24 protein-coding genes are annotated in these 21,074 nt (G+C 68.5%); 6 read left to right on the top strand and 18 right to left on the bottom strand.

Going from position 1 to position 21,074, the window contains the following annotated elements:
• Positions 1–175: 175 nt before the first annotated feature.
• Positions 176–847 carry an OmpA family protein gene (locus PBN85_RS16985; protein WP_271299715.1) on the bottom strand — a complete coding sequence of 224 codons (672 nt, stop codon included), beginning with the start codon at positions 845–847 and terminating at the stop codon, positions 176–178.
• Between the two features lie 152 nt (positions 848–999).
• On the opposite strand from PBN85_RS16985, the gene PBN85_RS16980 reads away from it, so the two are divergent.
• Positions 1,000–2,301, top strand: a complete 1,302-nt coding sequence (locus PBN85_RS16980; RefSeq protein WP_271299714.1) for a hemolysin family protein — start codon at positions 1,000–1,002, stop codon at positions 2,299–2,301.
• A gap of 501 nt (positions 2,302–2,802) precedes the next feature.
• Here PBN85_RS16980 and murA read toward each other — a convergent pair.
• Positions 2,803–4,086, bottom strand: a complete 1,284-nt coding sequence (gene murA, locus PBN85_RS16975; protein WP_271299713.1) for a UDP-N-acetylglucosamine 1-carboxyvinyltransferase — start codon at positions 4,084–4,086, stop codon at positions 2,803–2,805.
• Between the two features lie 167 nt (positions 4,087–4,253).
• On the opposite strand from murA, the gene PBN85_RS16970 reads away from it, so the two are divergent.
• Positions 4,254–5,000, top strand: a complete 747-nt coding sequence (locus PBN85_RS16970) for a Crp/Fnr family transcriptional regulator (RefSeq protein WP_037535340.1) — start codon at positions 4,254–4,256, stop codon at positions 4,998–5,000.
• A gap of 480 nt (positions 5,001–5,480) precedes the next feature.
• Here the strand turns inward: PBN85_RS16970 and clpS are convergent, their stop codons facing one another.
• The 3 genes from clpS to PBN85_RS16955 all read right to left on the bottom strand — a co-directional run bounded on the left by clpS (position 5,481) and on the right by PBN85_RS16955 (position 8,390).
• Complete coding sequence (gene clpS / locus PBN85_RS16965; protein WP_271300918.1) at positions 5,481–5,804, bottom strand: ATP-dependent Clp protease adapter ClpS; 324 nt, start codon at positions 5,802–5,804, stop codon at positions 5,481–5,483.
• A 129-nt stretch (positions 5,805–5,933) separates the two neighbouring features.
• The gene (locus PBN85_RS16960) at positions 5,934–6,605 is read right to left on the bottom strand and encodes a phasin family protein (RefSeq protein WP_081793118.1); all 672 of its coding nucleotides are present in this window, start codon (positions 6,603–6,605) and stop codon (positions 5,934–5,936) included.
• Positions 6,606–6,674: 69 nt separating this feature from the next.
• The gene (locus PBN85_RS16955) at positions 6,675–8,390 is read right to left on the bottom strand and encodes a PHA/PHB synthase family protein (RefSeq protein WP_271299712.1); all 1,716 of its coding nucleotides are present in this window, start codon (positions 8,388–8,390) and stop codon (positions 6,675–6,677) included.
• Between the two features lie 97 nt (positions 8,391–8,487).
• Between PBN85_RS16955 and PBN85_RS16950 the strand changes: the two genes are divergently transcribed.
• Positions 8,488–9,159: a queuosine precursor transporter gene (locus PBN85_RS16950; RefSeq protein WP_271299711.1), complete on the top strand. Its 672-nt coding sequence runs from the start codon at positions 8,488–8,490 to the stop codon at positions 9,157–9,159.
• Positions 9,160–9,565: 406 nt separating this feature from the next.
• Here PBN85_RS16950 and PBN85_RS16945 read toward each other — a convergent pair whose 3' ends face one another.
• Positions 9,566–9,832, bottom strand: a complete 267-nt coding sequence (locus PBN85_RS16945; RefSeq protein ID WP_051583514.1) for a DUF2312 domain-containing protein — start codon at positions 9,830–9,832, stop codon at positions 9,566–9,568.
• A 106-nt stretch (positions 9,833–9,938) separates the two neighbouring features.
• Complete coding sequence (locus PBN85_RS16940) at positions 9,939–10,259, bottom strand: DUF1244 domain-containing protein (protein ID WP_037535272.1); 321 nt, start codon at positions 10,257–10,259, stop codon at positions 9,939–9,941.
• 74 nt (positions 10,260–10,333) lie between these two features.
• Here PBN85_RS16940 and pyk point away from each other — a divergent pair, with 74 nt between their 5' ends.
• Both pyk and PBN85_RS16930 read left to right on the top strand, forming a co-directional pair.
• Positions 10,334–11,788: a pyruvate kinase gene (gene pyk / locus PBN85_RS16935; protein WP_037535271.1), complete on the top strand. Its 1,455-nt coding sequence runs from the start codon at positions 10,334–10,336 to the stop codon at positions 11,786–11,788.
• Positions 11,789–11,850: 62 nt separating this feature from the next.
• Positions 11,851–12,870, top strand: coding sequence for a glycosyltransferase family 2 protein (locus PBN85_RS16930; protein WP_271299710.1), 1,020 nt, complete (start codon positions 11,851–11,853; stop codon positions 12,868–12,870).
• A 7-nt stretch (positions 12,871–12,877) separates the two neighbouring features.
• On the opposite strand, the gene PBN85_RS16925 is transcribed toward PBN85_RS16930, so the two are convergent.
• Positions 12,878–13,609, bottom strand: a complete 732-nt coding sequence (locus PBN85_RS16925; RefSeq protein ID WP_037535269.1) for a class I SAM-dependent methyltransferase — start codon at positions 13,607–13,609, stop codon at positions 12,878–12,880.
• Between the two features lie 18 nt (positions 13,610–13,627).
• Positions 13,628–14,059 (bottom strand): GtrA family protein, encoded by a 432-nt coding sequence (locus PBN85_RS16920; protein ID WP_271299709.1) that lies wholly within the window; start codon positions 14,057–14,059, stop codon positions 13,628–13,630.
• Positions 14,060–14,118: 59 nt separating this feature from the next.
• On the opposite strand from PBN85_RS16920, the gene PBN85_RS16915 reads away from it, so the two are divergent.
• The gene (locus PBN85_RS16915; RefSeq protein WP_271299708.1) at positions 14,119–15,921 is read left to right on the top strand and encodes an AcrB/AcrD/AcrF family protein; all 1,803 of its coding nucleotides are present in this window, start codon (positions 14,119–14,121) and stop codon (positions 15,919–15,921) included.
• A 146-nt stretch (positions 15,922–16,067) separates the two neighbouring features.
• Here the strand turns inward: PBN85_RS16915 and PBN85_RS16910 are convergent, their stop codons facing one another.
• Genes PBN85_RS16910 through ruvC form a run of 9 tightly spaced genes read right to left on the bottom strand, consistent with a single transcriptional unit; the run spans position 16,068 to position 20,935 of the window.
• A complete protein-coding gene (locus PBN85_RS16910; RefSeq protein WP_037535267.1) occupies positions 16,068–16,688 on the bottom strand; it encodes a MarC family protein in 621 nt (206 codons plus the stop codon).
• Positions 16,685–17,551: a bifunctional methylenetetrahydrofolate dehydrogenase/methenyltetrahydrofolate cyclohydrolase FolD gene (gene folD, locus PBN85_RS16905; protein ID WP_271299707.1), complete on the bottom strand. Its 867-nt coding sequence runs from the start codon at positions 17,549–17,551 to the stop codon at positions 16,685–16,687. Before folD ends, PBN85_RS16910 begins: the two co-directional genes overlap by 4 nt.
• Positions 17,548–17,850: a DUF167 domain-containing protein gene (locus PBN85_RS16900; RefSeq protein WP_037535265.1), complete on the bottom strand. Its 303-nt coding sequence runs from the start codon at positions 17,848–17,850 to the stop codon at positions 17,548–17,550. The genes folD and PBN85_RS16900 overlap by 4 nt, the downstream gene beginning before the upstream one ends.
• A gap of 15 nt (positions 17,851–17,865) precedes the next feature.
• Entirely contained in the window at positions 17,866–18,177 is a 312-nt protein-coding gene (locus PBN85_RS16895; protein WP_037535264.1) for a YggT family protein, read from the bottom strand.
• Between the two features lie 42 nt (positions 18,178–18,219).
• On the bottom strand, positions 18,220–19,245 hold the full coding sequence (ruvB, locus tag PBN85_RS16890) for a Holliday junction branch migration DNA helicase RuvB (protein ID WP_037535263.1): 1,026 nt from the start codon (positions 19,243–19,245) through the stop codon (positions 18,220–18,222).
• Positions 19,242–19,544: a type II toxin-antitoxin system RelE/ParE family toxin gene (locus tag PBN85_RS19030; protein ID WP_081793116.1), complete on the bottom strand. Its 303-nt coding sequence runs from the start codon at positions 19,542–19,544 to the stop codon at positions 19,242–19,244. Before PBN85_RS19030 ends, ruvB begins: the two co-directional genes overlap by 4 nt.
• The gene (locus PBN85_RS16880; protein WP_037535261.1) at positions 19,541–19,783 is read right to left on the bottom strand and encodes a type II toxin-antitoxin system ParD family antitoxin; all 243 of its coding nucleotides are present in this window, start codon (positions 19,781–19,783) and stop codon (positions 19,541–19,543) included. The genes PBN85_RS19030 and PBN85_RS16880 overlap by 4 nt, the downstream gene beginning before the upstream one ends.
• A gap of 37 nt (positions 19,784–19,820) precedes the next feature.
• Entirely contained in the window at positions 19,821–20,432 is a 612-nt protein-coding gene (ruvA, locus tag PBN85_RS16875; RefSeq protein WP_037535260.1) for a Holliday junction branch migration protein RuvA, read from the bottom strand.
• Entirely contained in the window at positions 20,429–20,935 is a 507-nt protein-coding gene (ruvC, locus tag PBN85_RS16870; protein WP_037535259.1) for a crossover junction endodeoxyribonuclease RuvC, read from the bottom strand. The genes ruvA and ruvC overlap by 4 nt, the downstream gene beginning before the upstream one ends.
• Positions 20,936–21,074 lie beyond the last annotated feature (139 nt).

The following is a 21,074-nucleotide window of genomic DNA, read 5'->3' as shown; positions in this document are numbered from 1 at the left end:
GTAACTGAATGCAAGGCTTCACCAAACTGGACCCCGGCCGGCGCCGGGGTGGTACGTGAGCAGGTCAGGTTGCTACTGTCGCAGAGGTCTCGTGTCGCAGAGGTCTCGCTCTCGGGGGAACACAGGATGAGCTGGCGGACCCGGGCCAAGGCAACTCGACCCGAGCCCCCCGGCATCAGCGCAGGTCGTTCTGCGAGATCGGCACGATCTTCACCTCGACGCGGCGGTTGGCGGCGCGGCCGGCGTCGGTGTCGTTCGAGGCGATCGGCTGCGTCTTGCCGAAGCCGCGCGTGCCGATCCGCGCCGGCTGGACGCCGCGGCTGGCGAGATAGTCCGCCACCGCGGTCGCGCGCCGCTCCGACAGCGTCTGGTTATAGGCGTCGGAGCCAGTCGAATCGGTGTGGCCGTACACGTCGATATAGGTCTGGTTATATTGCGACAGCGTCTCGGCGACCTGATCGAGCGTGCGGCGGAACTGCGGCTGCACCTCAGCGCTGTCATAGGCGAAGGTGATCCCCGACGGGATATTGAGCACCAGATTGTCGCCCTCGCGCGTCACCTGCACGTCGGTGCCGGCGGTGCGGGCGCGCAGGTCGCGTTCCTGCTTGTCCATATAGGCGCCGATGCCCGCGCCGGCGAGGCCGCCGATGCCGGCGCCGAGGATCTTCTCGGTCCGGTCGCGCCGTCCGCCGACGAGGTCGCCGAGCAGATAGCCGCCGAGCGCACCGCCGATGCCGCCGATCGCGGTCTTCGAGATGCGGCGCTCGCCGGTCTCGGGATCGGTGGTGCAGGCACTGGTGGTGACCAGCGCGGCGAGCGCGGCGGCGGCGAACAACTTGGACTTCATGACAACCCCTTCATCTTCACTGTCGAGCAAAACTCGGGTCCGAAGCGGCTTGTTCCGCCTGCGATCTGAACCGCGGCTGACGGGGATATTCGCACGATCGTAATCGAGGCCATTGTCGTCGCGTGCGTTGTACGGCAAAGACACGTCCGCCGATGGCACCGCTCCCGCCCTTCCCCTGGATCGACGTCGTGATCATCCTCGCGCTGGTCGCGCTCAACGGCGTGTTCGCGATGAGCGAGCTGGCGATCGTCTCGTCGCGCAAGGCGCGGCTGGAGGCGATGGCGCGATCGGGACGCAAGGGGCCGGTCGCCGCGCTCGCCCTCGCCGCCGATCCGGGCAAGTTCCTGTCGTCGGTGCAGATCGGCATCACGCTGATCGGCATCCTCGCCGGCGCCTATTCGGGATCGAGCCTCGGCGGGCCGACCGCGGCGCGGCTGCAGGCGGCAGGTATGTCGGCGCATACCGCCGAATCGTTCGGCTTCGCATTGGTCATCGGCATCACCACCTATGCCTCGCTGATCATCGGCGAACTGGTCCCCAAGCAGTTCGCGCTGCGCAAGCCGGAGACGGTGGCGTCGCTCGTCGCCTTGCCGATGCGCTATATCGCCCTGGTCTGCGCGCCGCTCGTCTGGGTGCTCGATTCGTCGAGCGCTCTGGTCTTCCGCCTGCTCGGCCTCAATCGCGAATCGGAGGATCAGGTGACCGCCGAGGAGCTGCACCTGATCGTCGCCGAAGCCTCGAAGTCGGGCGTGATCGAGGAGCATGAGCGGACGATCATCTCGGGCGTCGTCCGCCTCGCCGACCGGCCGGTGCGCGAGGTGATGACGCCGCGCACCGACGTCGACTGGCTCGACTGCAATCTCGGGCCGGACGGGATCCGCGATACGCTGCTGGCGACGCCGCATACCCGCCTGCCGGTCGCCGACGGATCGGTCGATGCGGTGATCGGCGTCGTCCAGGCGCGCGACATCGCCGCGGCGCTGTTCCGCGGCCAGACGCTCGACCTGCGCACGCTGATGCGCAAGGCGCCGGTGGTGATCGACCGGATCGACGCGATGGACGCGCTGATCGCGCTGCGTCAGGCCGAGGTGCCGATGGCGCTGATCCACGACGAATACGGCCATTTCGAAGGGATCGTCACCCCCGCCGACCTGCTCGCCGCGATCGCCGGCGAATTCGCCAGCGACGCCGATCCGGACGAGGCGCCTTCGGTCGTGGTGCGTGAGGACGGATCGCTGCTCGTCGCGGGCACGATGGCGGCGGATGCGCTCGCCGAACGGCTCGGCATCGACCTGCCCGAGGACCGCGATTACGCCACCGTCGCCGGTCTTGCGCTCGCCGCCTTCCGCCACCTGCCGGGCGAGGGCGAGAGCTTCGAGGAGCAGGGCTGGCGGTTCGAGGTGATCGATCTCGACGGACGGCGGATCGACAAGCTGCTGGTCAGCGAGATCTGAGGCAGGGCGCTGCGGGGGACGTCGACGCATGCTGCACGCAGTCGTTGGGATGCGGTGGCATGTCGGGCTCTAAGTCGGTTGAGACACGCTTCTTCCCTGCGAGCCATGACGTTTCGAAGGCTAAACCGATGCGAGACTCACGTTGGGCGCCGGCAAATGCCAGTATTCCCGCGCAGGCGGGAATCCAGTGGCCCAGCAGGGCAACGGCTCGTGACGAGAAGAAACACTGGGCTCCCGCCTGCGCGGGAGCACTGGGAAAGCGTCTGCAATGCTCGCGTGACGTCGCGGTTTAGTCGGTAGACACCGTTTGGAGCATATGCGTGTTTCGCACTGGACCCCAGCCTTAGCCGGGGCGGTCGGTGAAACGACGCAACACTTTGCCGAAGCTGGCCGAGTCATGCTCCGTCAGCGGTCAAACGAAACCAGAATGGCGATCGCGCAGTCGACCCGACACCGCGCCCGAAACCCGACAGCGGCCGGCTCACCCGGCCGATCCCGCCGTCAGCCGTCGCTGAGCCGCTCGATATCCGCCCCGACCGCGGACAGTTTCTCCTCGAGCCGCTCATAGCCGCGGTCGAGATGATAGACGCGGGCGACCGAGGTCTCGCCCTCGGCGGCGAGGCCGGCGAGGATCAGGCTCATCGAGGCGCGCAGGTCCGTCGCCATCACCGGTGCGCCGACCAGCCGGTCGACGCCCTTGACCACCGCGGTGCGGCCGTGGACCTGGATGTCCGCGCCCATCCGCGCCAGCTCGGGCACGTGCATGTAGCGGTTTTCGAAGATCGTCTCGGTGAGCACGCTCGCCCCCGACGCCTTGCACAGCATCGCCATGAACTGCGCCTGCATGTCGGTGGCGAAGCCGGGATAGGGTGCGGTCGACAGCGAGATCGGGCCGAGCGGCGCGGTCGCCTCGACCGAAAGCCCCTCGCGCGTCTCGGTGACGGTGACGCCCGCCTCGCGCAGCGCGTCGATCGTCGCCTGCATGTCGGCGGCATTGGCGCCGAGCAGCTCGAGCGAGCCGCCGGTGATCGCCGCGGCGCAGGCATAGCTGCCCGCCTCGATCCGGTCGGGCATCACCGCATAGGTCGCGCCGTGCAGCCGGTCGACGCCCTCGATCTCCAGCGTCTCGGTACCGATCCCCTGGATGCGCGCGCCCATCGCGACGAGGCAGTTGCACAGGTCGACGATCTCGGGCTCGCGCGCGGCATTTTCGATGATGCTGCTGCCGGTGGCGAGCACCGCCGCCATCACGACATTCTCGGTCGCGCCGACCGACACCACCGGGAAGCGGTAGCGGCCGCCGCGCAGCCGCCCGCCCGGCGCGGTCGCCTTGACATAGCCCGCCGCCATTTCGAGCTCGGCGCCGATCGCCTCCAGCGCCTTGAGGTGGAGGTCGATCGGCCGGTTGCCGATCGCGCAGCCGCCGGGCAGCGACACCGTCGCCTCGCCCGCGCGGGCGAGCACCGGGCCGAGCACGAGGATCGAGGCGCGCATCTTGCGGACGATGTCATAGGGCGCCTCGGTCGAGGTCAGCTTGCCCGCGCGGATCGTCATCACCCGGCCGAAATCCTCCGGCCGTGTTCCCTCGATCCGCGTCGAGGCACCCAATTGGTTGAGCAAATGGCCGAAGCCATCGACGTCGGCGAGCCGCGGCAGGTTGCGCAGCGTCAGCGGCTCGTCGGTGAGCAGGGCACAGGGCATCAGCGTCAGGGCGGCGTTCTTGGCGCCCGAGATGCGGAGACGGCCGGACAGGCGGTTGCCGCCACGGATAAGGATGCGGTCCATCCCCGCCGTCTAACGCGCCGCCGCGCCGACGCAAGCGGCCAGTGGCACAGATATGGCCGGGCTCGGTCGGGCCGGTGCAACTAATCCCCGAGCGGTTGATCGGCTTTAATGCACCGTTCCTGGCCCCGACCTAGGTCCTGCGCAAATAATTGGGGGATTTCAAAGGCGTGACGACAAGTTGCCTTGCCGAGCGTCTCGGTGAATTGATCGATTTGTCGGATTCGGAAAAGGCTGCGCTCGGCAGCCTCGAACTGCGTGAACGGACGCTGCGGCGCGGCGTCGTGCTGCTGCGCGAGCATGACAAGGCCTCCGAATTGTTCGTCGTCCGCCGCGGCACGATGATGAGCTATGTCATCCTGCCCGACGGCAGCCGTCAGATCGTCCGCTTCCTGTTCCGCGGCGACCTGATCGCGATGGCGGGGCTGGTCTATCGCACGTCGCCCGAGACGGTGATCGCGCTGACCGAATGCGCCGTCGCCTCGGTCGACCGCGCCGCGGTCGGCAGCCTCGCGGTCGAGCATCCGCGCCTCGCCGCGCTGCTGATCGCGGTCGATCAGATCGAGCGAGTGGCGTTGACCGATCGCCTCGCCGGGCTCGGCCGCACCTCCGCCAAGGCGCGCGTCGCGGCGCTGCTGATCGAGATCCGCAACCGTCTGCGCGTCGTCGACGGGACCGGCGGGGACAGCTTCCACCTCGGGCTGACGCAGGAGGAGATCGGCGACGCCACCGGCCTCACGGCGGTGCACGTCAACCGCATGCTGCGCCAGTTGCAGGACGAGGGTCTGATCGCGCGCGACGGCGGCCGGATGACCTTCGTCAACGAAGCGGCGCTGCTGCGCACGGCGCATCACACCGCACGCGACTCCGCCCGAGCGGCGGGGGTGGACCTCAGCTGGCTGCCGCCGGCGCGATAAGCGGGCCGGAAGACGGGACGGCTTGGCGGAGCCCTTTCTTCCCGACGTCATGGGGAGGCGAGGGGCCGCGGTAGACACTGTCCCTCCGCGCCTCCGCGCAAACCCTCTTGCCGGAGACGTATGGGGTCGGGCGCTCGCCGACAGCTTCCCGCGTTCACGCGCGGCGCTTCGACCGGCAAGCAATCTGGTTCACGCGGAGGCGCGGAGGCGCGGAGGTGTTGCGGTCGGCGCGCCGTCTTCCGTCCCATTTCGCCAGGATGAGACTATGAGCCGGTCCGAGCCGGAGTCGGCCGGGCGTTGATTGGTCACGCGAAGACGCGAAGACGCTAAGACGCGAGGATGGGCCGACCGTGGTAATGTCGGTCGTTCATTCTGCCATTTGCAGGAAGAACCGCTGACGCGGCAGGCGCGACGTCACCGCGCGCCGCCGACACTGTCCGACAGATCGCCGAGCGCCTCGGCGCCCGGGCCGCTACGGCGTTACGCCTTCTCCAGCGTGCACTGGAGCGGGTGCTGGTTCTGGCGGGCGAAGTCGATCACCTGGCCGACCTTGGTCTCCGCCACCTCGTAGGAGAAGACGCCGCAGACGCCGACGCCCTTCTGGTGGACATGGAGCATCACCCGAGTCGCCTCCTCCATGTTCATGCGGAAGAAGCGTTGCAGACAAAGCACGACGAACTCCATCGGCGTGTAGTCGTCGTTCAGCATCAGCACGCGATAGGGCGTCGGCTGCTTGGTCCGCGTGCGCGTCTTGGTGGCGAGGCCGGTGCCATCGTCCGACCCATCGTCGCGGCGTTCCGCCATGGTGATCGCTTCAACTGTCATGTGATCGGGGAAATATGGCATGCCGGGGGCGGGGGGCAAGGCCTGACGCAAGGAAAAGGGCGACCGCATCGCTGCGGCCGCCCTTCCCGAACGAGGTAAGGCTGCGGGTTACGCCGCGACCTTGAGCTTCTCGGCGGCGAGCGCGACGCGGTTCGACAGCGGCTGCACCACCTCACCGGCGAGCTTCAGCACCGCCTCGGTATTGTGCGAGCTCTGCTGGACGAGCGCGTCGAACGAGGCGCGTACGTAATCGGCATGGAGCTTGAAGAATTCAGTCGGCGACTTGACGCTGCTCAGCGTCTTGGCGACCGTGGTCGCGTCCTCGAACGACTTCTTGGCATAGGCGGCGGCGTCCTGGCCGAGCGACTCGAGGCCGCGTGCCGCGATCTTCGACGATTCGACCAGCGCTTCGATATTGCCCTTGCCGAACTCGGTGGCGTCCTGGAGCAGCTTCTGGCTCTTGTCGACCGCACCCTTGGCGCGGTCGGTCGCGTCGGTGAACGCGGTCTGGGTCGTGGCGGTGACGTTCTCGATCGTTTCCATGATGACTTCCTTCGCTGCGGGTGTGGCAATCGGTGCGGCCGCATCCACGACGGGGGCGGGCGCGACGGGGAGCGGCGCCGTCACCGCATCGGCGGCAGGCACCGGAGCCGGCTGGATGCCGGTCGGCTTGGCACGGGAGCGCTGGGGACGCGGCGGCGAGTCGACGCGCGGGCGGTTCGACCCGCGTTTGGCGGGCTTGGACAAACGATCGTCCATCAGGCCTTCTCCAGCTTTCATGCTGCACTGCACAATAGCCACTTTCGAGGCCAAAATCAACGCGGTTTGTGCAATGCAGCAAGAATGGGGCTATCTCGCGCGGACATAGTCTCCCGGAGCGTCGGCGAGCGCCGGCAGCGCGCCTTCGCCGGGGCGCCGCGCACCGATGGCGGCAACGGTGTCGCTGCCGCGCGACTCGATCCAGCCGCGCCAGTCGGGCCACCAGCTGCCCTTGGTCTCGGACGCGCCGGCGACGAAATCCTCGAGCGTCGTCACCGCCACATCGTTCGTCCAATATTGGTATTTGCCCGCGGCAGGCGGATTGACGACGCCGGCGATATGCCCCGATCCGGCGAGCACGAAGCGCAGCGGCCCGCGGAAATGATGGGTGATCCGCCAGACGCTCTCCGCCGGGGCGATATGATCCTCGCGCCCCGCCTGGACATAGGCGGGCGTCGTCACCCGGCCGAGATCGATCGATTCGCCGGCCACCGTCATCGCGCCCGGCTGGACGAGGCGGTTGTCGCGATAGAGATCGGTGAGATACGACAAATGCCATTTCGCCGGTAGGTTGGTGGTGTCGCCGTTCCAGTGGAGCAGGTCGAACGGCGCGTAATCCGCGCCGAGCAGATAATTGTTGGTGACGTAATTCCAGATCAGGTCGCGCCCGCGCAACAGGTTGAACGTCGCGGCGAGGTAGCGGCCGTCGAGGAAGCCCTGTGGCGACAGGCTGCCGATCAGCGCGAGCTGCTCATCGGTGACGAAATGGCGCAACTCGCCGGCGGCGGTGAAGTCGACCTGTGCGGTAAAGAAGGTCGCGCTCGCCACCGCATCGTCCCGCCCGCGCGCGGCGAGCACCGCCAGCGTCGCGGCGAGCGTCGTCCCCGCGACGCAATAGCCGATCGTATGCACCGCTGGCACATCGAGCACGGCGCGCACCGTGTCGATCGCCTCAATCTGCGCGCCGACGTAATCGTCCCAGACCACGTCGCTCATCGAGGCGTCGGCGGATTTCCACGACACCATGAACACCGACAGGCCCTGGTCGACCGCCCAGCGGATGAAGCTTTTCTCCGGCGACAGATCGAGGATGTAGAAGCGGTTGATCCATGGCGGGAAGATCACCAGCGGTGTCGCCAGCACGCGCTCGGTGGTCGGGGCATAATGGATCAGCTCGTAGAGCGGGGTGCGCTTGATCACCTTGCCCGGCGTCGTCGCGATATTGCGGCCGACCTCGAACGCGCCCTCGGCGGTATGCGTCACCTGCCCCTTGGCGATGTCGGCGAGCATATGCTGCAGGCCGTCGAGCAGATTCTGCCCCCTGGTGGCGATCGTCTTCGCGACCACCTCGGGATGGGTGAGCGGGAAGTTGGACGGGCTCATCGCCTCGATCAGCCCGCGCGCGGCGAAGCGGAGCTGTTCGCGCTGCGCCTCGGGCACACCGTCGAGCGCGTCGACGCCGCGCAGCAGATGGTCGGCAATCAGATTGTAGCTGCGCCGGATCCAGTCGAACCACGGGTCCTCGCGCCACGCCGCGGCCTTGAAGCGCCGGTCGCGCGAATCGCCCTCCGACTGCGGCGGCGGCGGCAGATCGGCGGCGGGATCGACGAAGCGCTGCCACAAGGCGAGGTGATCGCGCCAATAATCCTGCGTCTGGCGGACGAGCGGCGGCGACGCGTCGCCCGCACCGAGCAGGCCGATGCCCTGTTCCATCATCATCTGCTGCGCGCGGCCGAGCAGCCAGGTCCAATGCTGCAACGTCGCCAGATCGGGCGCGCCGGCGGGATCGTTATGGGGTTCGGCCATGGCATCCTCTGCTTTGCGCGCGATGCTACCCGGCGCGTGCGCCCGTGGGAATGGCGATTGGTTTGCAGCGCCGACGAAAGCCGCTAGCGTCGCGGCGATGGACAATCAGGTTCGCGTAAGCCGCTCGCTCTTCGCCTTTTCGATCTTCTACGGCGGCATGGTCTGCATCGCCGGCGTGCTCGGCAACAAACAGGTCGCGCTCGGGCCGCTGTCGGCGCTCGGCCCGCTCGTCGGGCTGGGGCCGCTCGCGGTGGAGGCGGGGATCTTCGCCTTCCTGCTGCTCGTCGTCGTGTCGAGCGCGGTCGCCGAGCTGCATGGCCGCACCGTCGCGACGCGGCTGGTGCAGATCGGCTTCGTGCCGCTGATCGTCTCGATCCTGCTGTCGGTGATCGTGCTGTCGGTGCCCGCCGCCGCCGACATGGAGCCGGCGCGGCGCGACGCCTTTGCGCTGATGATGGGGGGCACGCCGCGCATCTGGCTGGGCGGCATCGTCGCCTATGGCATTTCGCAGACGCTCAACGTCACCATCTTCGCCGCGCTCAAGGGGCGCGAGGGCGGCGGGCTGCTCTGGCTGCGCGCGGGCATCGCCAGCGTGCTCAGCCAGATCGTCGATACCCTGCTGTTCGTGACGATCGCTTTCGCCGGCGTCTTCCCGATCGGCGAGCTGCTGCTCGGCCAGATGATCGCCAAGGTGTTGCTCTCGGCGATCCTGGTGCCGCCGCTGATCTACGTGTTCGTCGGACTGGGGCGGCGGCTGGATCGGGGGTGAGATCGGGTGCGGTCAAGGCACGTTGCGGCCGCGCCGGCGGGTAGCGGCCTCGGTCGAGGGCAGTCTTACCCCTGACGTGTTCCGGGGGCACAGTGCCGCAAAAGCAACGGCTGCAAGCTCCGGCGGAGCCGTGGATCCCGGAACCGGTCCGGCATGACGATGTGATGTTTTCAGTGCTCCCGCGGAGGCGGGAGCCTAGTGTTTCTTCTTGTCGTAGGCCGTCGGTCTGCTTGGCCACTGGATTCCCGCCTGCGCGGGAATACTGGGGATTTGGCAAGCGCGGTGACTCCCCCGAGACTGTGGACACGGCCTAGATGCCGCGACGTCGCACCACGGCGACGTCGACGGATCCGATCGCGGCGATGTCACCGGCGGGGCGGCATGGACCACAGGCCGCCCCAGTCGATCAGATCATGCCGAGCGCCTGCATATAGACTTCGAGGATGGCTTCCTCTTCCTGATACTCTTCCTTCTTCTTCTTGCGGATGGAGAGGATCTTGCGGATCGCCTTGGGGTCGTAGCCACGGCCCTTGGCCTCGGCCATCACGTCCTTGATGTCGTCCGAGATGCCCTTCTTCTCTTCCTCGAGCCGTTCCGCGCGCTCGATCAGCAGGCGCAGCTCGTCCGCCGCGACCTGGCCGCCGCCCATGCCGTCTTGCCGTTCTTCCGCCATTGTCCCACCCCGCCGCAGGCGCCCTGCGGTCCTTGTATGATTCGCCAAAAAGGATACCGGCCGCGTGCCGGTAGGGGCGGGCGTCTAGGCGGTTCGTCCGCCGGGCTCAACCCCGTGCAGCGGCTTCAGTGGCGGGGGCGTTGCGCGCCACGCTGTCCGCCATGCGCGCGAGCTGTTCGGGCGTCGCCTCGGTCTGGTAGCGCGCCTTCCACTCCGCCTGCGGCATGCCGTAGACCGTCTCGCGCGCCTCGGCCTTGGGCAGATCGCCCGCTTCCTCGATCCAGTCGGACAGGCAGTTGCGACAGAATCCGGACAGGCCCATCAGATCGACGTTCTGCGCGTCGGTACGATGGCGCAGGTGGCGGACCAGCCGGCGGAAGGCCGCGGCGGCGACCGCATCGGGCAGCGCGTCAAGTTTGTCGGTCATGCGGGTCTTTCAAACGTTGATCGGCCATAGATAGGGACTAGAGGGGGGCGCGGCCATTCCCCAGGAGCCTTTCGATGACCATTGCCATTGCGCCCCGTTCGCGGAAAGTGCGCGTGCTCGCCACCCTCGGTCCGGCGAGCAACTCACCCGAGATGATCGCGACGCTGTTCCAGGCCGGCGCGGACGCCTTCCGCGTCAACATGAGCCACGGCGACCAGCAATCCAAGGTCGCGGTGATCGAGGCGATTCGCGCGCTCGAAACCAAGTTCCGGCGGCCGACGACGATCCTCGCCGATCTGCAGGGCCCCAAGCTGCGCGTCGGCAAGTTCGAGGGCGGCAAGGTGGTGCTCGACCATGGCAGCACCTTCGTGCTCGACCGCGATCCGACGCCGGGCGATGCGACGCGCGTCGAGCTGCCGCACAAGGAGATCTTCGCCGCGATCGAGCCGGGCGCGCGCCTGCTGCTCGACGACGGCAAGCTGGTGCTGCGCGTCACCGATCACGGCCCCGACCGGATCGAGACTCTGGTCGAGGTCGGCGGCCCGCTGTCGAACAACAAGGGGCTCAACGTCCCCGACGTCGTGCTGCCGATGGCGGCGCTGACCGAGAAGGACCGCAGCGACCTCGCCTTCGCGGTCGAACAGGGCGTCGACTGGATCGCCTTGTCCTTCGTGCAGCGGCCCGAGGATCTCGCCGAGGCGCGCAAGCTGATCCAGGGCAAGGCGGCGCTGCTCGCCAAGATCGAGAAGCCCGCGGCGATCGACCGGCTCGAGGAAATCGTCGAGATGTGCGACGGCGTGATGGTCGCGCGCGGCGATCTCGGCGTCGAGCTGCCGCCGCAGAGCGTGCCGCCGTTGCAGAAGCGGATCGTCGAGACCTCGCGCCGGCTCGGCCGGCCGGTGGTGGTGGCGACGCAGATGCTCGAATCGATGATCCAGAGCCCGTCGCCGACCCGCGCCGAAGTGTCCGACGTCGCCACCGCCATCTACGACGGCGCCGATGCGATCATGCTGTCGGCGGAAAGCGCGGCGGGCGCCTGGCCGGTCGAATCAGTGGCGATGATGAATTCGATCGGCATCTCGGTCGAGAGCGATCCGATGCACGGCGACCGCGTCCACTTCACCGTGACGCGCCCCGACCCGACCACCGCCGACGCCCTGTCGGAAGCGGCCAAGCAGATCGCCAAGACCACCTCGGCGACGGCGATCATCTGCTTCACCACCTCGGGCTCGACCGCGCGCCGCATCGCGCGCGAGCGGCCGTCGGTGCCGATCCTCGTGCTCACCCCCAACAAGGATACGGCGCGCCGGCTCGGCCTGCTGTGGGGCACGCATGCGGTGCACACCCGCGACGTCGAATCGTTCGAGGACATGGTCGGCAAGGCCAAGCGGATGGCGCTGCGCACCGGCATCGCCAAGGCCGGCGACCGCGTCATCGTCATGGCGGGCGTGCCGTTCCGCACGCCGGGGTCGACCAACGTGCTGCATGTGGTGCGGATCATCGGCGACGAGCTGAACGACTATAGCTGACGGCGCGGCGCACGATGTTACGTGTGGATGACGGACGCGCGAGCCGCTAAAGCCGGCGCATCATGTATCGCCCCGCGCTCTCCGTCGTCATCCCGTGCTACAACGAGGCGGCCTGCCTCGAGCTGTTGCACGCCCGCGTCGCGGCGGCGGCGCGGGCCGCGGTGGGCGACGATCACGAGATCGTGCTGATCAACGACGGCAGTCGCGATGACAGCTGGGCGGTGATGCAGCGGATTAGCGCCGCCGATCCGCGGCTGGTGGCGATCAACCTGTCGCGCAACCACGGCCATCAGCTGGCGCTGACCGCCGGGCTCGATCTGTGTTCGGGCGAGCAGATCCTGATCATCGACGCCGATCTGCAGGATCCGCCCGAACTGCTCGCCGACATGCGCGCGACGATGGCGGCGCAGCAGGCCGACGTCGTCTATGCGGTGCGCCGCAAGCGCGAGGGCGAGACGATCTTCAAGAAGGCGACCGCCGCCGCTTTCTATCGCGTGCTCGATCGCGTCACCGACACGCCGATCCCGCTCGATACCGGCGATTTCCGGCTGATGAGCCGGCGGGCGCTCGATGCGCTGCTGTCGCTGCCGGAACAGGCGCGCTTCATCCGCGGCATGGTTGCCTGGGTCGGCTTCCGCCAGGTGCCGTTTCCCTACGACCGCGCCGAGCGCCATGCCGGCGAGACCAATTATCCGCTCGGCAAGATGGTGCGGCTCGCCTTCGACGCGGTCACCGGCTTCTCGACCGCGCCGCTGCGCTTCGCCAGCCATGCCTCGGTGATCCTCGCCGGCGCGTCGCTGCTGCTGCTCTTCTACATCCTGTGGGGATTCTTCGAAGGATCGCCGGTGCAGGGCTGGACCTCGACGATGCTGGTCGTGACGGTGCTGTCGGCGGCGCAGATGTTCGTGCTCGGCATGATCGGCGAATATCTCGGCCGGCTCTACATCGAATCGAAACGCCGCCCGCTTTACCTCGTCGCCGACATCGCCGGCCCGGTGAAGGGCCATTCGACCCTCGGCTTCAACGCCGCCGAACCCTCGCCCGAGTTCGAAGTGCCGGCGGAGCGCAAGGCGGCGGAATAAGCGTCCCTCAGCGCTGCGGCACCGCCAGCGTCACGATCGATACGCCCGGCGTCATCGGTACGCGGCCGACCGCGTGCCGCTCCAGCCGGAAGATCGTTTCGAACAGCGCATTGAGCGGCTTGGCGGGGGGCGAATCGTCGCTGTCGTCGCGGCCGGTCAGGCGCCCGGCGATCCGTGCCGCCGCGGCGAGCGGGAAGAGCAGCGAGTTGAAATAGGTGAGCTTGCGCGGGGCGAGCCCGGCGGCGGTGATCGCCTTGGCCAGCGTCGCCTTCGAATAGCGGCGGTGGTGGTGGTTGACGACGTCGTGCGCGCTCCACAGCCATTGGTGCGCGGGCACCGCGATCAGGATCTTGCCGCCGGGCTTGAGCAGGCTCGCCATCGCGCGCAGCGCGGCGACGTCGTCGGCGATATGCTCGACCACGTCGAGCACCGCGACCAGATCATAGGCGCCGCGTGCGACGCCGGGCAGCTCGGGCAGCGGCGCGTCGCCGACCGGGCGGCCGAGCCGCTCGCTGGCGATCGCCCGCGCGGCGGGATCGATCTCGATCGCCTCGACCGCACCGAATTGCGCCAGCATCGGCAGGTTGTGGCCGGTGCCGCAGCCGATCTCGAGGATGCGCGCGCCCGCGGGGAGGGCCGCGTAGCGCGTCAGATAGTCGCTGAGGATGTCGCGGCGCGCGCGATACCACCAATGGGTGGAATCATGGGCGGCCATACGGTCGTAGACGATGCGATCCATCTTTAGTCCTTGGCCATATCAGGCGAACACCAGCCAGCGATTGAGAATGAAGGTGAGGATGGTCGCCAGCGCCACCGCGGGGAGCAACGGCGCCCAGGCGGGCAGGCCGAAATGCGCGGTGCCGATCCAGGTGATGAGCGCGTTGAGCGCCATGCCGCTCGCCTGCACCGCGACGAACTGCGCCTGCTGCCAGCCGCCGCGGCGGCGCGTGCCATGGCCCCTGAAGCTCCACCGGCTGTGCAGGAAGAAGCCCGCGGTCACCGCCACCGCAAAGGCGAAGGGGACGGCATAGACCGCATGCGCGCGCGGGAAGACGAAGGCGGTGAGCGGCAGGTAGACCGCCGAATAGATCAGCGTCGAGATGCCGCCGGCGATGCCGAAGCGGATCATCTGCCCCAGCATGCCGCTGTCGCGCATCGCTGCCAACCGTGCCGGTGCTTCCATCGCCATCCGCTCCGCCCTAAAGGCAATGCGCCCGGAACGAAACGGCCAAAACGAAAGTCGCGTCAGTGAACAAAGCTCCCCGCGGTCGGCTCGACGACGCGATCGTCCGTCATTGGGTCGCACTGACGCTCGCCGTCTGGCTCGGCGTGACGATCTGGTACGTGTGGAGCGACTGGAACCTCGTCCGCTGGCTGTCGCTCGGCGATACCGACGACAATATGCGGCTGATGCAGGTGCGCGCCTGGCTGGGCGGGCAAGGCTGGTACGATCTGCGCAATTACCGGCTCAACCCGCCGCAGGGATTCGACATCCACTGGAGCCGGATCGTCGATCTGCCGATCGCCGGGCTGATCCTGTTCTTCCGCCTGTTCACCAGCAACGCCTGGGCGGAGCGGCTGGCGTGCGGGATCGCGCCGCTGCTGCCGCTGTCGATCGCGATGCTCGGCGTCGCCGCGACGGTGCGGCGGCTGATCGATCCGCGCGCCTGGCCGCTGGCGCTGGTCTTCCTGCTAGGCACCTCGGCGACGATGCTGATGTTCCTGCCCGAACGGATCGATCACCACGGCTGGCAGCTCGCGATGCTCAGCCTCACCGTCGCCGGCCTGTGCGACGGCAAGGGCGTGCGCGGCGGGCTGATGGTCGGGCTGGCGAGCGCGGTCAGCCTCGCGATCGGGCTGGAGATGCTGCCCTATTGCGCGATGGCGGGGGCGATCCTGGCGCTCCGCTGGGTGTGGGACCGCAGCGAGGCGCCGCGGTTGCAGGCCTATGCGCTCAGCCTCGGCGGCGGCAGCGCGATCGGCTTCGCGGCCTTCGCCTCCTATGCCAATTATGCGATGCGCTGCGATGCGCTGACGCCGGTGTGGCTGGCGGTGATGGTCGCGGCGGGGGCGCTGCTGTTCCTGCTCGCCTGGGTCAACCCGCAGGCCCGCGCGATCCGCGCCGGACTGGCGGTGCTGGCCGGGGCGGCGATCGCGGCGGGGTTCGTGCATTTCTTCCCGCAATGCCTCGGCCGGCCGGAGGGCGTCTCGCCCGAGCTGCAGAAGAACTGGCTGGACAATGTCCGCGAGGCCAAGCCGATCTACAAACACCCGTTCCGCCTCGGCTTTCCGATCGCGGCGCTGCCGATCGTCGGCGTCTTCGGGGTGATCCTCGGCGCGTGGCGGGCGCGGCGCTCGCCGGCACTGATCGGCTGGAGCGCGGTGGCGCTGTTCGTCACCTTCGCCTGCCTGATGCTGCTGTGGCAGGTGCGTGCCGGGCCGGCGGCGCAATTGCTCGCGGTACCGGGAGCGACGTTGCTCGGCTGGATCGTGCTGCCGTGGCTGCTCAACCATCGCCTGCTCGCGGTGCGCGTCGGCGGCACGGTGGCGGCGTTCCTGATCGTCTCCGGCCTGTTCGCCGGGCTGATCATCAAATATCTGCCGGTCGACCGGCCCAATGCCTATACCAAGCGGGTCAACCGCTCGACCGGCAGCTGCGTGCGCTACACGGTGCTGAAGGCGCTCGATCGCTATCCGGCGCAGACGATCTTCACCTTCGTCGATCTCGGCCCGCGGCTGATCACCGTGACGCATCACGACGCGATCGCGGGGCCTTATCATCGCAACGGCGCGGCGATCCTCGACGTCCAGCACGCCTTCGGCGGCAGCGCCGATCAGGCGCATGCGATCATCCGCCGCCATGGTGCGATGATGCTGCTGCTTTGCCCCAATCATTCGGAATCGACCAATTATCGCGCGCGCGATCCGGGCGGCTTCTACGACCAGCTCGCGCATGGCGAGGTGCCGGCGTGGCTGACGCCGCTGCCGCTGCCGAAGGATTCGCCGTTGCGCCTGTTCCGGGTGGATGCGGGCATCGCGGAGCAGCGGTGAGGGTTGCTCAGGCAGGCGCATAGCCCCACCGTTCGCCCTGAGCTTGTCGAAGGGCAGGTCTACGCCGGCGTCCGGTATGGGGAAGGACGGCTCGGACAGACCCAGCCCGAACGGTACCGAAGGAAGCGGCACCGCTCCCGGCAGAATCAGTGCAGGCTCACCTGCAACCCGTCCATCACGAACTGCACTGCCAGCGCCGCGAGCAGCACGCCGAGCAGCCGCGTGATCACCGCCTCGATCCGCGCGCCGAGCAGCCGCATCAGCGGCCCCGCGGCGAGCAGCGCGACCAGCGTCAGCGCGAGGATCACGCCCATCGCGGCGAGCACCACCAACGTCGCCTCGATCCCGTTGGTGCGCGCGACGAGCAGCATCACCGAGGCGATCGAGCCCGGCCCGGCGATCATCGGCATCGCCATCGGGAAGATCGACACGTCGTCCGCCTCGGGATCGTGCGCGACCTTGGCGGCGCGATCCTCGCGGCGCTGCGTGCGCTTCTCGAACACCATTTCGAGCGCGATCAGGAACAGCATGATGCCGCCGGCGATGCGGAAGCTCGCCAGGCTGATGCCGAGCCCGCGCAGCAGCGCCTCGCCCGCCAGCGCGAAGACCAGCAGAATGACGGTCGCGACGCCGACCGCGCGAAACGCCATCGCCCGCCGCTGCACGGGCGACGCACCGGCGGAGAGGCCGGCGTAGATCGGCGCGCAGCCGAGCGGATCGATGATGACGAAGAAGGTGATCAGCGTCGAGACGAACAGCTCGATCACAGCGCCGCCTCGATACCCTCGCGGCGGCAGGCCGAGGCATAGGTGTTGCGGATCAGGCAGGCGATCGTCATCGGCCCGACGCCGCCCGGCACCGGCGTGATCGCCCCCGCCACCGCGCGCGCCGCGGCGAAGTCGACGTCGCCGACCAGCCCCGTGTCGGTGCGGTTGATGCCGACGTCGATCACGCTCGCGCCCGGCTTGATCCAGTCGCCCTGGATGAAGTGGGGGATGCCGACCGCGGCGACGACGATATCGGCGCGGCGCAGATGCGCGGCGACGTCGCGCGTGCGGCTGTGGACGATGGTGACGGTGCAGCTCTGCTGGAGCAGCAATTGCGCCATCGGCTTGCCGACGATGTTCGAGCGGCCGACCACCACCGCCTCCATCCCCGACAGCGACGGGTGGAGGTCCTGGAGCAGCATCAGGCAGCCGAGCGGCGTGCACGGCACGAAGCCGTCGGCACCGATCGCCAGCCGGCCGGCGTTGACCGGGTGGAAGCCGTCGACATCCTTGTCGGGATCGATCGCGAGCAGCACCGCGCCGGCATCGATATGTGCGGGCAGCGGCAGCTGGACGAGGATGCCGTCGACCGCCGGATCGGCGTTGAGCTGCGCGACCAAGGCGAGCAGCGTCGCCGCATCGGTATCGGCGGGCAGGCGATGTTCGAAACTCTCCATGCCGGCGTCGCGCGTCGCCTTGCCCTTGTTGCGGACGTAGACGGCGGAGGCGGGGTCCTCGCCGACCAGCACGACGGCGAGGCCGGGGGCGCGACCGGCGGCCGCGCGGAAACTGGCGACATGGCTGGCGATACGGGTGCGCAGGGCGAGGGCGTGCGCCTTGCCGTCGATGATCGTGGCGGTCATGCCGCGGCCTCATAGAGCGAAGCGGCGATCTTCGCCAGCGCGGCGGCATCGCCCGCGACATGCAGGCGTTTGAGCCGCGCGGTATCGCCGCCGACCAGCGTGACGTCGCGCTTCGCCACGCCGAACGTCCGGGCGACCAGCGCAATCAGCGCGGCATTGGCCTTGCCGTCGACCGGCGCGGCGGCGAGCCGGGCGGCGAGATGCGCCTCGGTCCCCGCGGCGATCGCATCGCGCCCGCCGCGCGGCGTGACGCGGATCGCGATCACCAGACCATCGTCGCGGATCGTCCAGGCCGCCACGGCTTTACCAGCGGATCAGACCGCGCCGTTGGCCATCAGGCTGACCGCGATATTGGGCAGGATGATGCTGCTGAGGATGCGGATGATCACCAGCACGGCGAGCGGCGCGAGATCGATGCCGCTGATATTGGGCAGGATCCGTCGCAGCGGCCGGTACATCGGCTCGGTCAGCCGATCGAGCCCGTAGTGGAGCGAGCTGACGAAGCCGTTCGAGGTGTTGATGACGTTGAAGACGATCAGCAGCGACAGCACGAACTGGACCATGATGATCCACCAGACGACGTCGAGCAGCACCTGGATGATCTGGATGAGGGTGAGGGCGATCACGCGAGGCTCCGGGAAAAATAGCTGACCTGCGACCTAGCCGGTTCAGGGCGCGTCGAACAGGCCGTCCTGCGATCCGACCGGCGGGTTGAGGCCGAGATGCTTCCAGCCGCCGGCATTGAGCACCCGCCCGCGCGCGGTGCGCGCGACGAGGCCGAGCTGGATGAGATAGGGTTCGATCACTTCCTCGATCGTGTCGCGCGGTTCGGACAGGCCGGCGGCGAGCGTCTCCACCCCGACCGGACCGCCGCGGTAGATGTCGGCGATCATGTGGAGATAGCGCCGGTCCATCGCGTCGAGTCCGAGCGAATCGACCTCCAGCCGGTTGAGCGCGCGATCCGCGGCGGCGCGATCGACGATCGCGGTGCCGGCGACATTGGCGAAGTCGCGCACCCTGCGCAGCAGACGTCCGGCGATCCGCGGCGTACCGCGCGCGCGCCGCGCGATCTCGCTCGCGCCGTCGGGGGCGATGCCGAGATCGAGCAGCCCCGCCGCGCGGGTGACGACGCGCGTCAGCTCCTCGACGGTATAGAATTGCAGCCGCACCGGGATGCCGAACCGGTCGCGCAGCGGCGTGGTGAGCAGCCCCTGCCGCGTCGTCGCGCCGACCAGCGTGAACTTGGGCAGATCGATCCGCACGCTGCGCGCCGACGGCCCTTCGCCGATCATCAGATCGAGCGCGCGATCCTCCATCGCCGGATAGAGCACCTCCTCGACCGCGGGTTGCAGCCGGTGGATCTCGTCGATGAACAGCACGTCGCCGTCCTCGAGATTGGTGAGCAGCGCGGCGAGATCGCCCGATTTGGCGATCACCGGGCCGGAGGTGGCGCGAAAGCCGACGCCCATCTCGCGCGCAATGATCTGCGCGAGCGTCGTCTTGCCGAGCCCCGGCGGCCCGAAGAACAGCACATGGTCGAGCGCATCGCCGCGTCCCCGCGCCGCCTCGATGAACACACGCAGATTCTCGCGCGCCGCCGCCTGCCCGACGAACTCGTCGAGGCTGCGCGGGCGCAGGGCGGCATCGACATCCTCGGGACGGCGGCTGGCGGACAGGAGGCGGTCGTCGGTCAATGGTGAAGGCCGAATGCGCTCGGCACATGCTGGGAATGATGGAGAATGCGAACCACGAGCAGATCTTCACCTTCCAGACGATAGTAGATTCGATGCGAGCGATAGGGGAAACTACGTATACCGTTGCCCAAACCGGCTTCGGCGACACCGACCTGCGGCCGTTCTGCCAATCGATCGAAGGATGTGATCAGACCTTCGAGATACTGCCGCCCCACCGCAACGCCAAAGCGGGCCTTGCCATAGCCCCGGATATCACGAATGTCCTGTCGCGTTGCGGGCGCGGTGCGTAATCTAGTCACGCAAAGTCTGGATCTTCGGCAATAATCTCAGCGATAACGTCACGCGGATCCTGATCGAGCACACCGGATGCCAGCCCTTCGTCAATCATCGCCTTCAGCCATAGTCGGTCGTCCGATTGCTGGTCGAGTCGGACGAGGTCGCGCAAATAATCGGCCGCATCGACGTAGCGGCCTTGAGCGACACGCGTGTTCACCCATTCCTGCAATGCGTCCGGCATCGAGATGGTGAGTTGAGTCATGCCGCCAAGATAGCGCGTGCCGGCCAGATCGCCAACGCTACTTCGCCGCCTTGCGCAGCGCCAGCCGCACCAGCGCGTCGAGCGTCGCGCCGGGGCCGAGATCCTCTTCCGCGGCCCCCACCGCGCTCGCCGCCTCGGCGGGGCGGAAGCCGAGGTTGAGCAGCGCCGACACCGCATCCGCGCCCGCGCCGACCGGGATCACCTGCGCCGCCGCCGCCGGACCGAGCGCGCCCCCGCCAAAGGCGAGCGCGCCGACCTTGTCCTTGAGTTCGCGGACGATCCGCTCAGCGAGCTTCGGCCCGACGCCGTTCGCCCGCGCCACCATCGCCTTGTCCTGCGCCGACACCGCGCGCGCGATCTCCGCCGTGTCGAGCGCCGAGAGGATGGCGAGCGCGACGCGCGATCCCACCCCCTGCACGCCGGTGAGCAGCCGGAACCAGTCGCGCTCCTCGGCGCGGGCGAAGCCGACGAGGCGGATCGAATCCTCGGCGACCAGCATCTCGGTATGCAGCATCGCCGCCTCGCCGACCGGGCCGATCGCCGCGAGCGTGCGCGCCGAGGCGCCGACGAAATAACCGACGCCGCCGACGTCGATCACCGCGTGATCGATCCCGGTCGATTCGAGTCGTCCCTTGAGATGCGCGATCATGCCGTCACCCTTGCCCGTCGTGCCATGCCCTGCGCCGAGGCGAGATGATGCGCATGCGTGATCGCCACCGCCAGCGCATCCGCCGCATCGGGGCCGGCGAGCTTGGCGCCGGGCAGCAGCACCGCCATCATCGCCTGGATCTGCCGCTTCTCCGCGCCGCCGGTGCCGACCACCGCCTTCTTGACGGTCGAGGGATGATATTCGCCGATATGCAGTCCGCTGCCCGCCGCGGCGAGCAGCACCACGCCGCGCGCCTGGCCGAGCTTCAGCGTCGACTGCGCATTGGTGTTGCCGAGCACCTCCTCAACCGCGGCGCTGTCGGGTCGTTCGGTGAGGATCACGTCAATCAGCGCGGCGTGCAGGTTGGACAGCCGGCGCGGCAGCACCATCGACGGATCGGTCTTGATCTGGCCGTTGGCGATATGCCGCAACCGGTTGCCGTCCGCGTGGATGACGCCCCAGCCGGTGGTGCCGAGCCCGGGATCGAGGCCGAGGATGATCATATCATGGTCACGCGGAGGCGCGGAGGCGCGGAGAAGAAAGGGTTGGGCGCGCAGAGGCGCAGAGGACGCGGAGCGTTCCTCTGGCGCGCGGCAGCATTGCGATCGCGATGCGGGCGAGACGCTTGCCCGGACCGGGCGA

The sequence above is a fragment of the Sphingomonas sp. CV7422 genome (assembly GCF_027945725.1).
Lineage (GTDB): Bacteria > Pseudomonadota > Alphaproteobacteria > Sphingomonadales > Sphingomonadaceae > Sphingomonas > Sphingomonas kyungheensis.
Note: the sequence above shows the minus strand (reverse complement) of the source record. Positions and strands in the feature narration are given on the sequence as shown.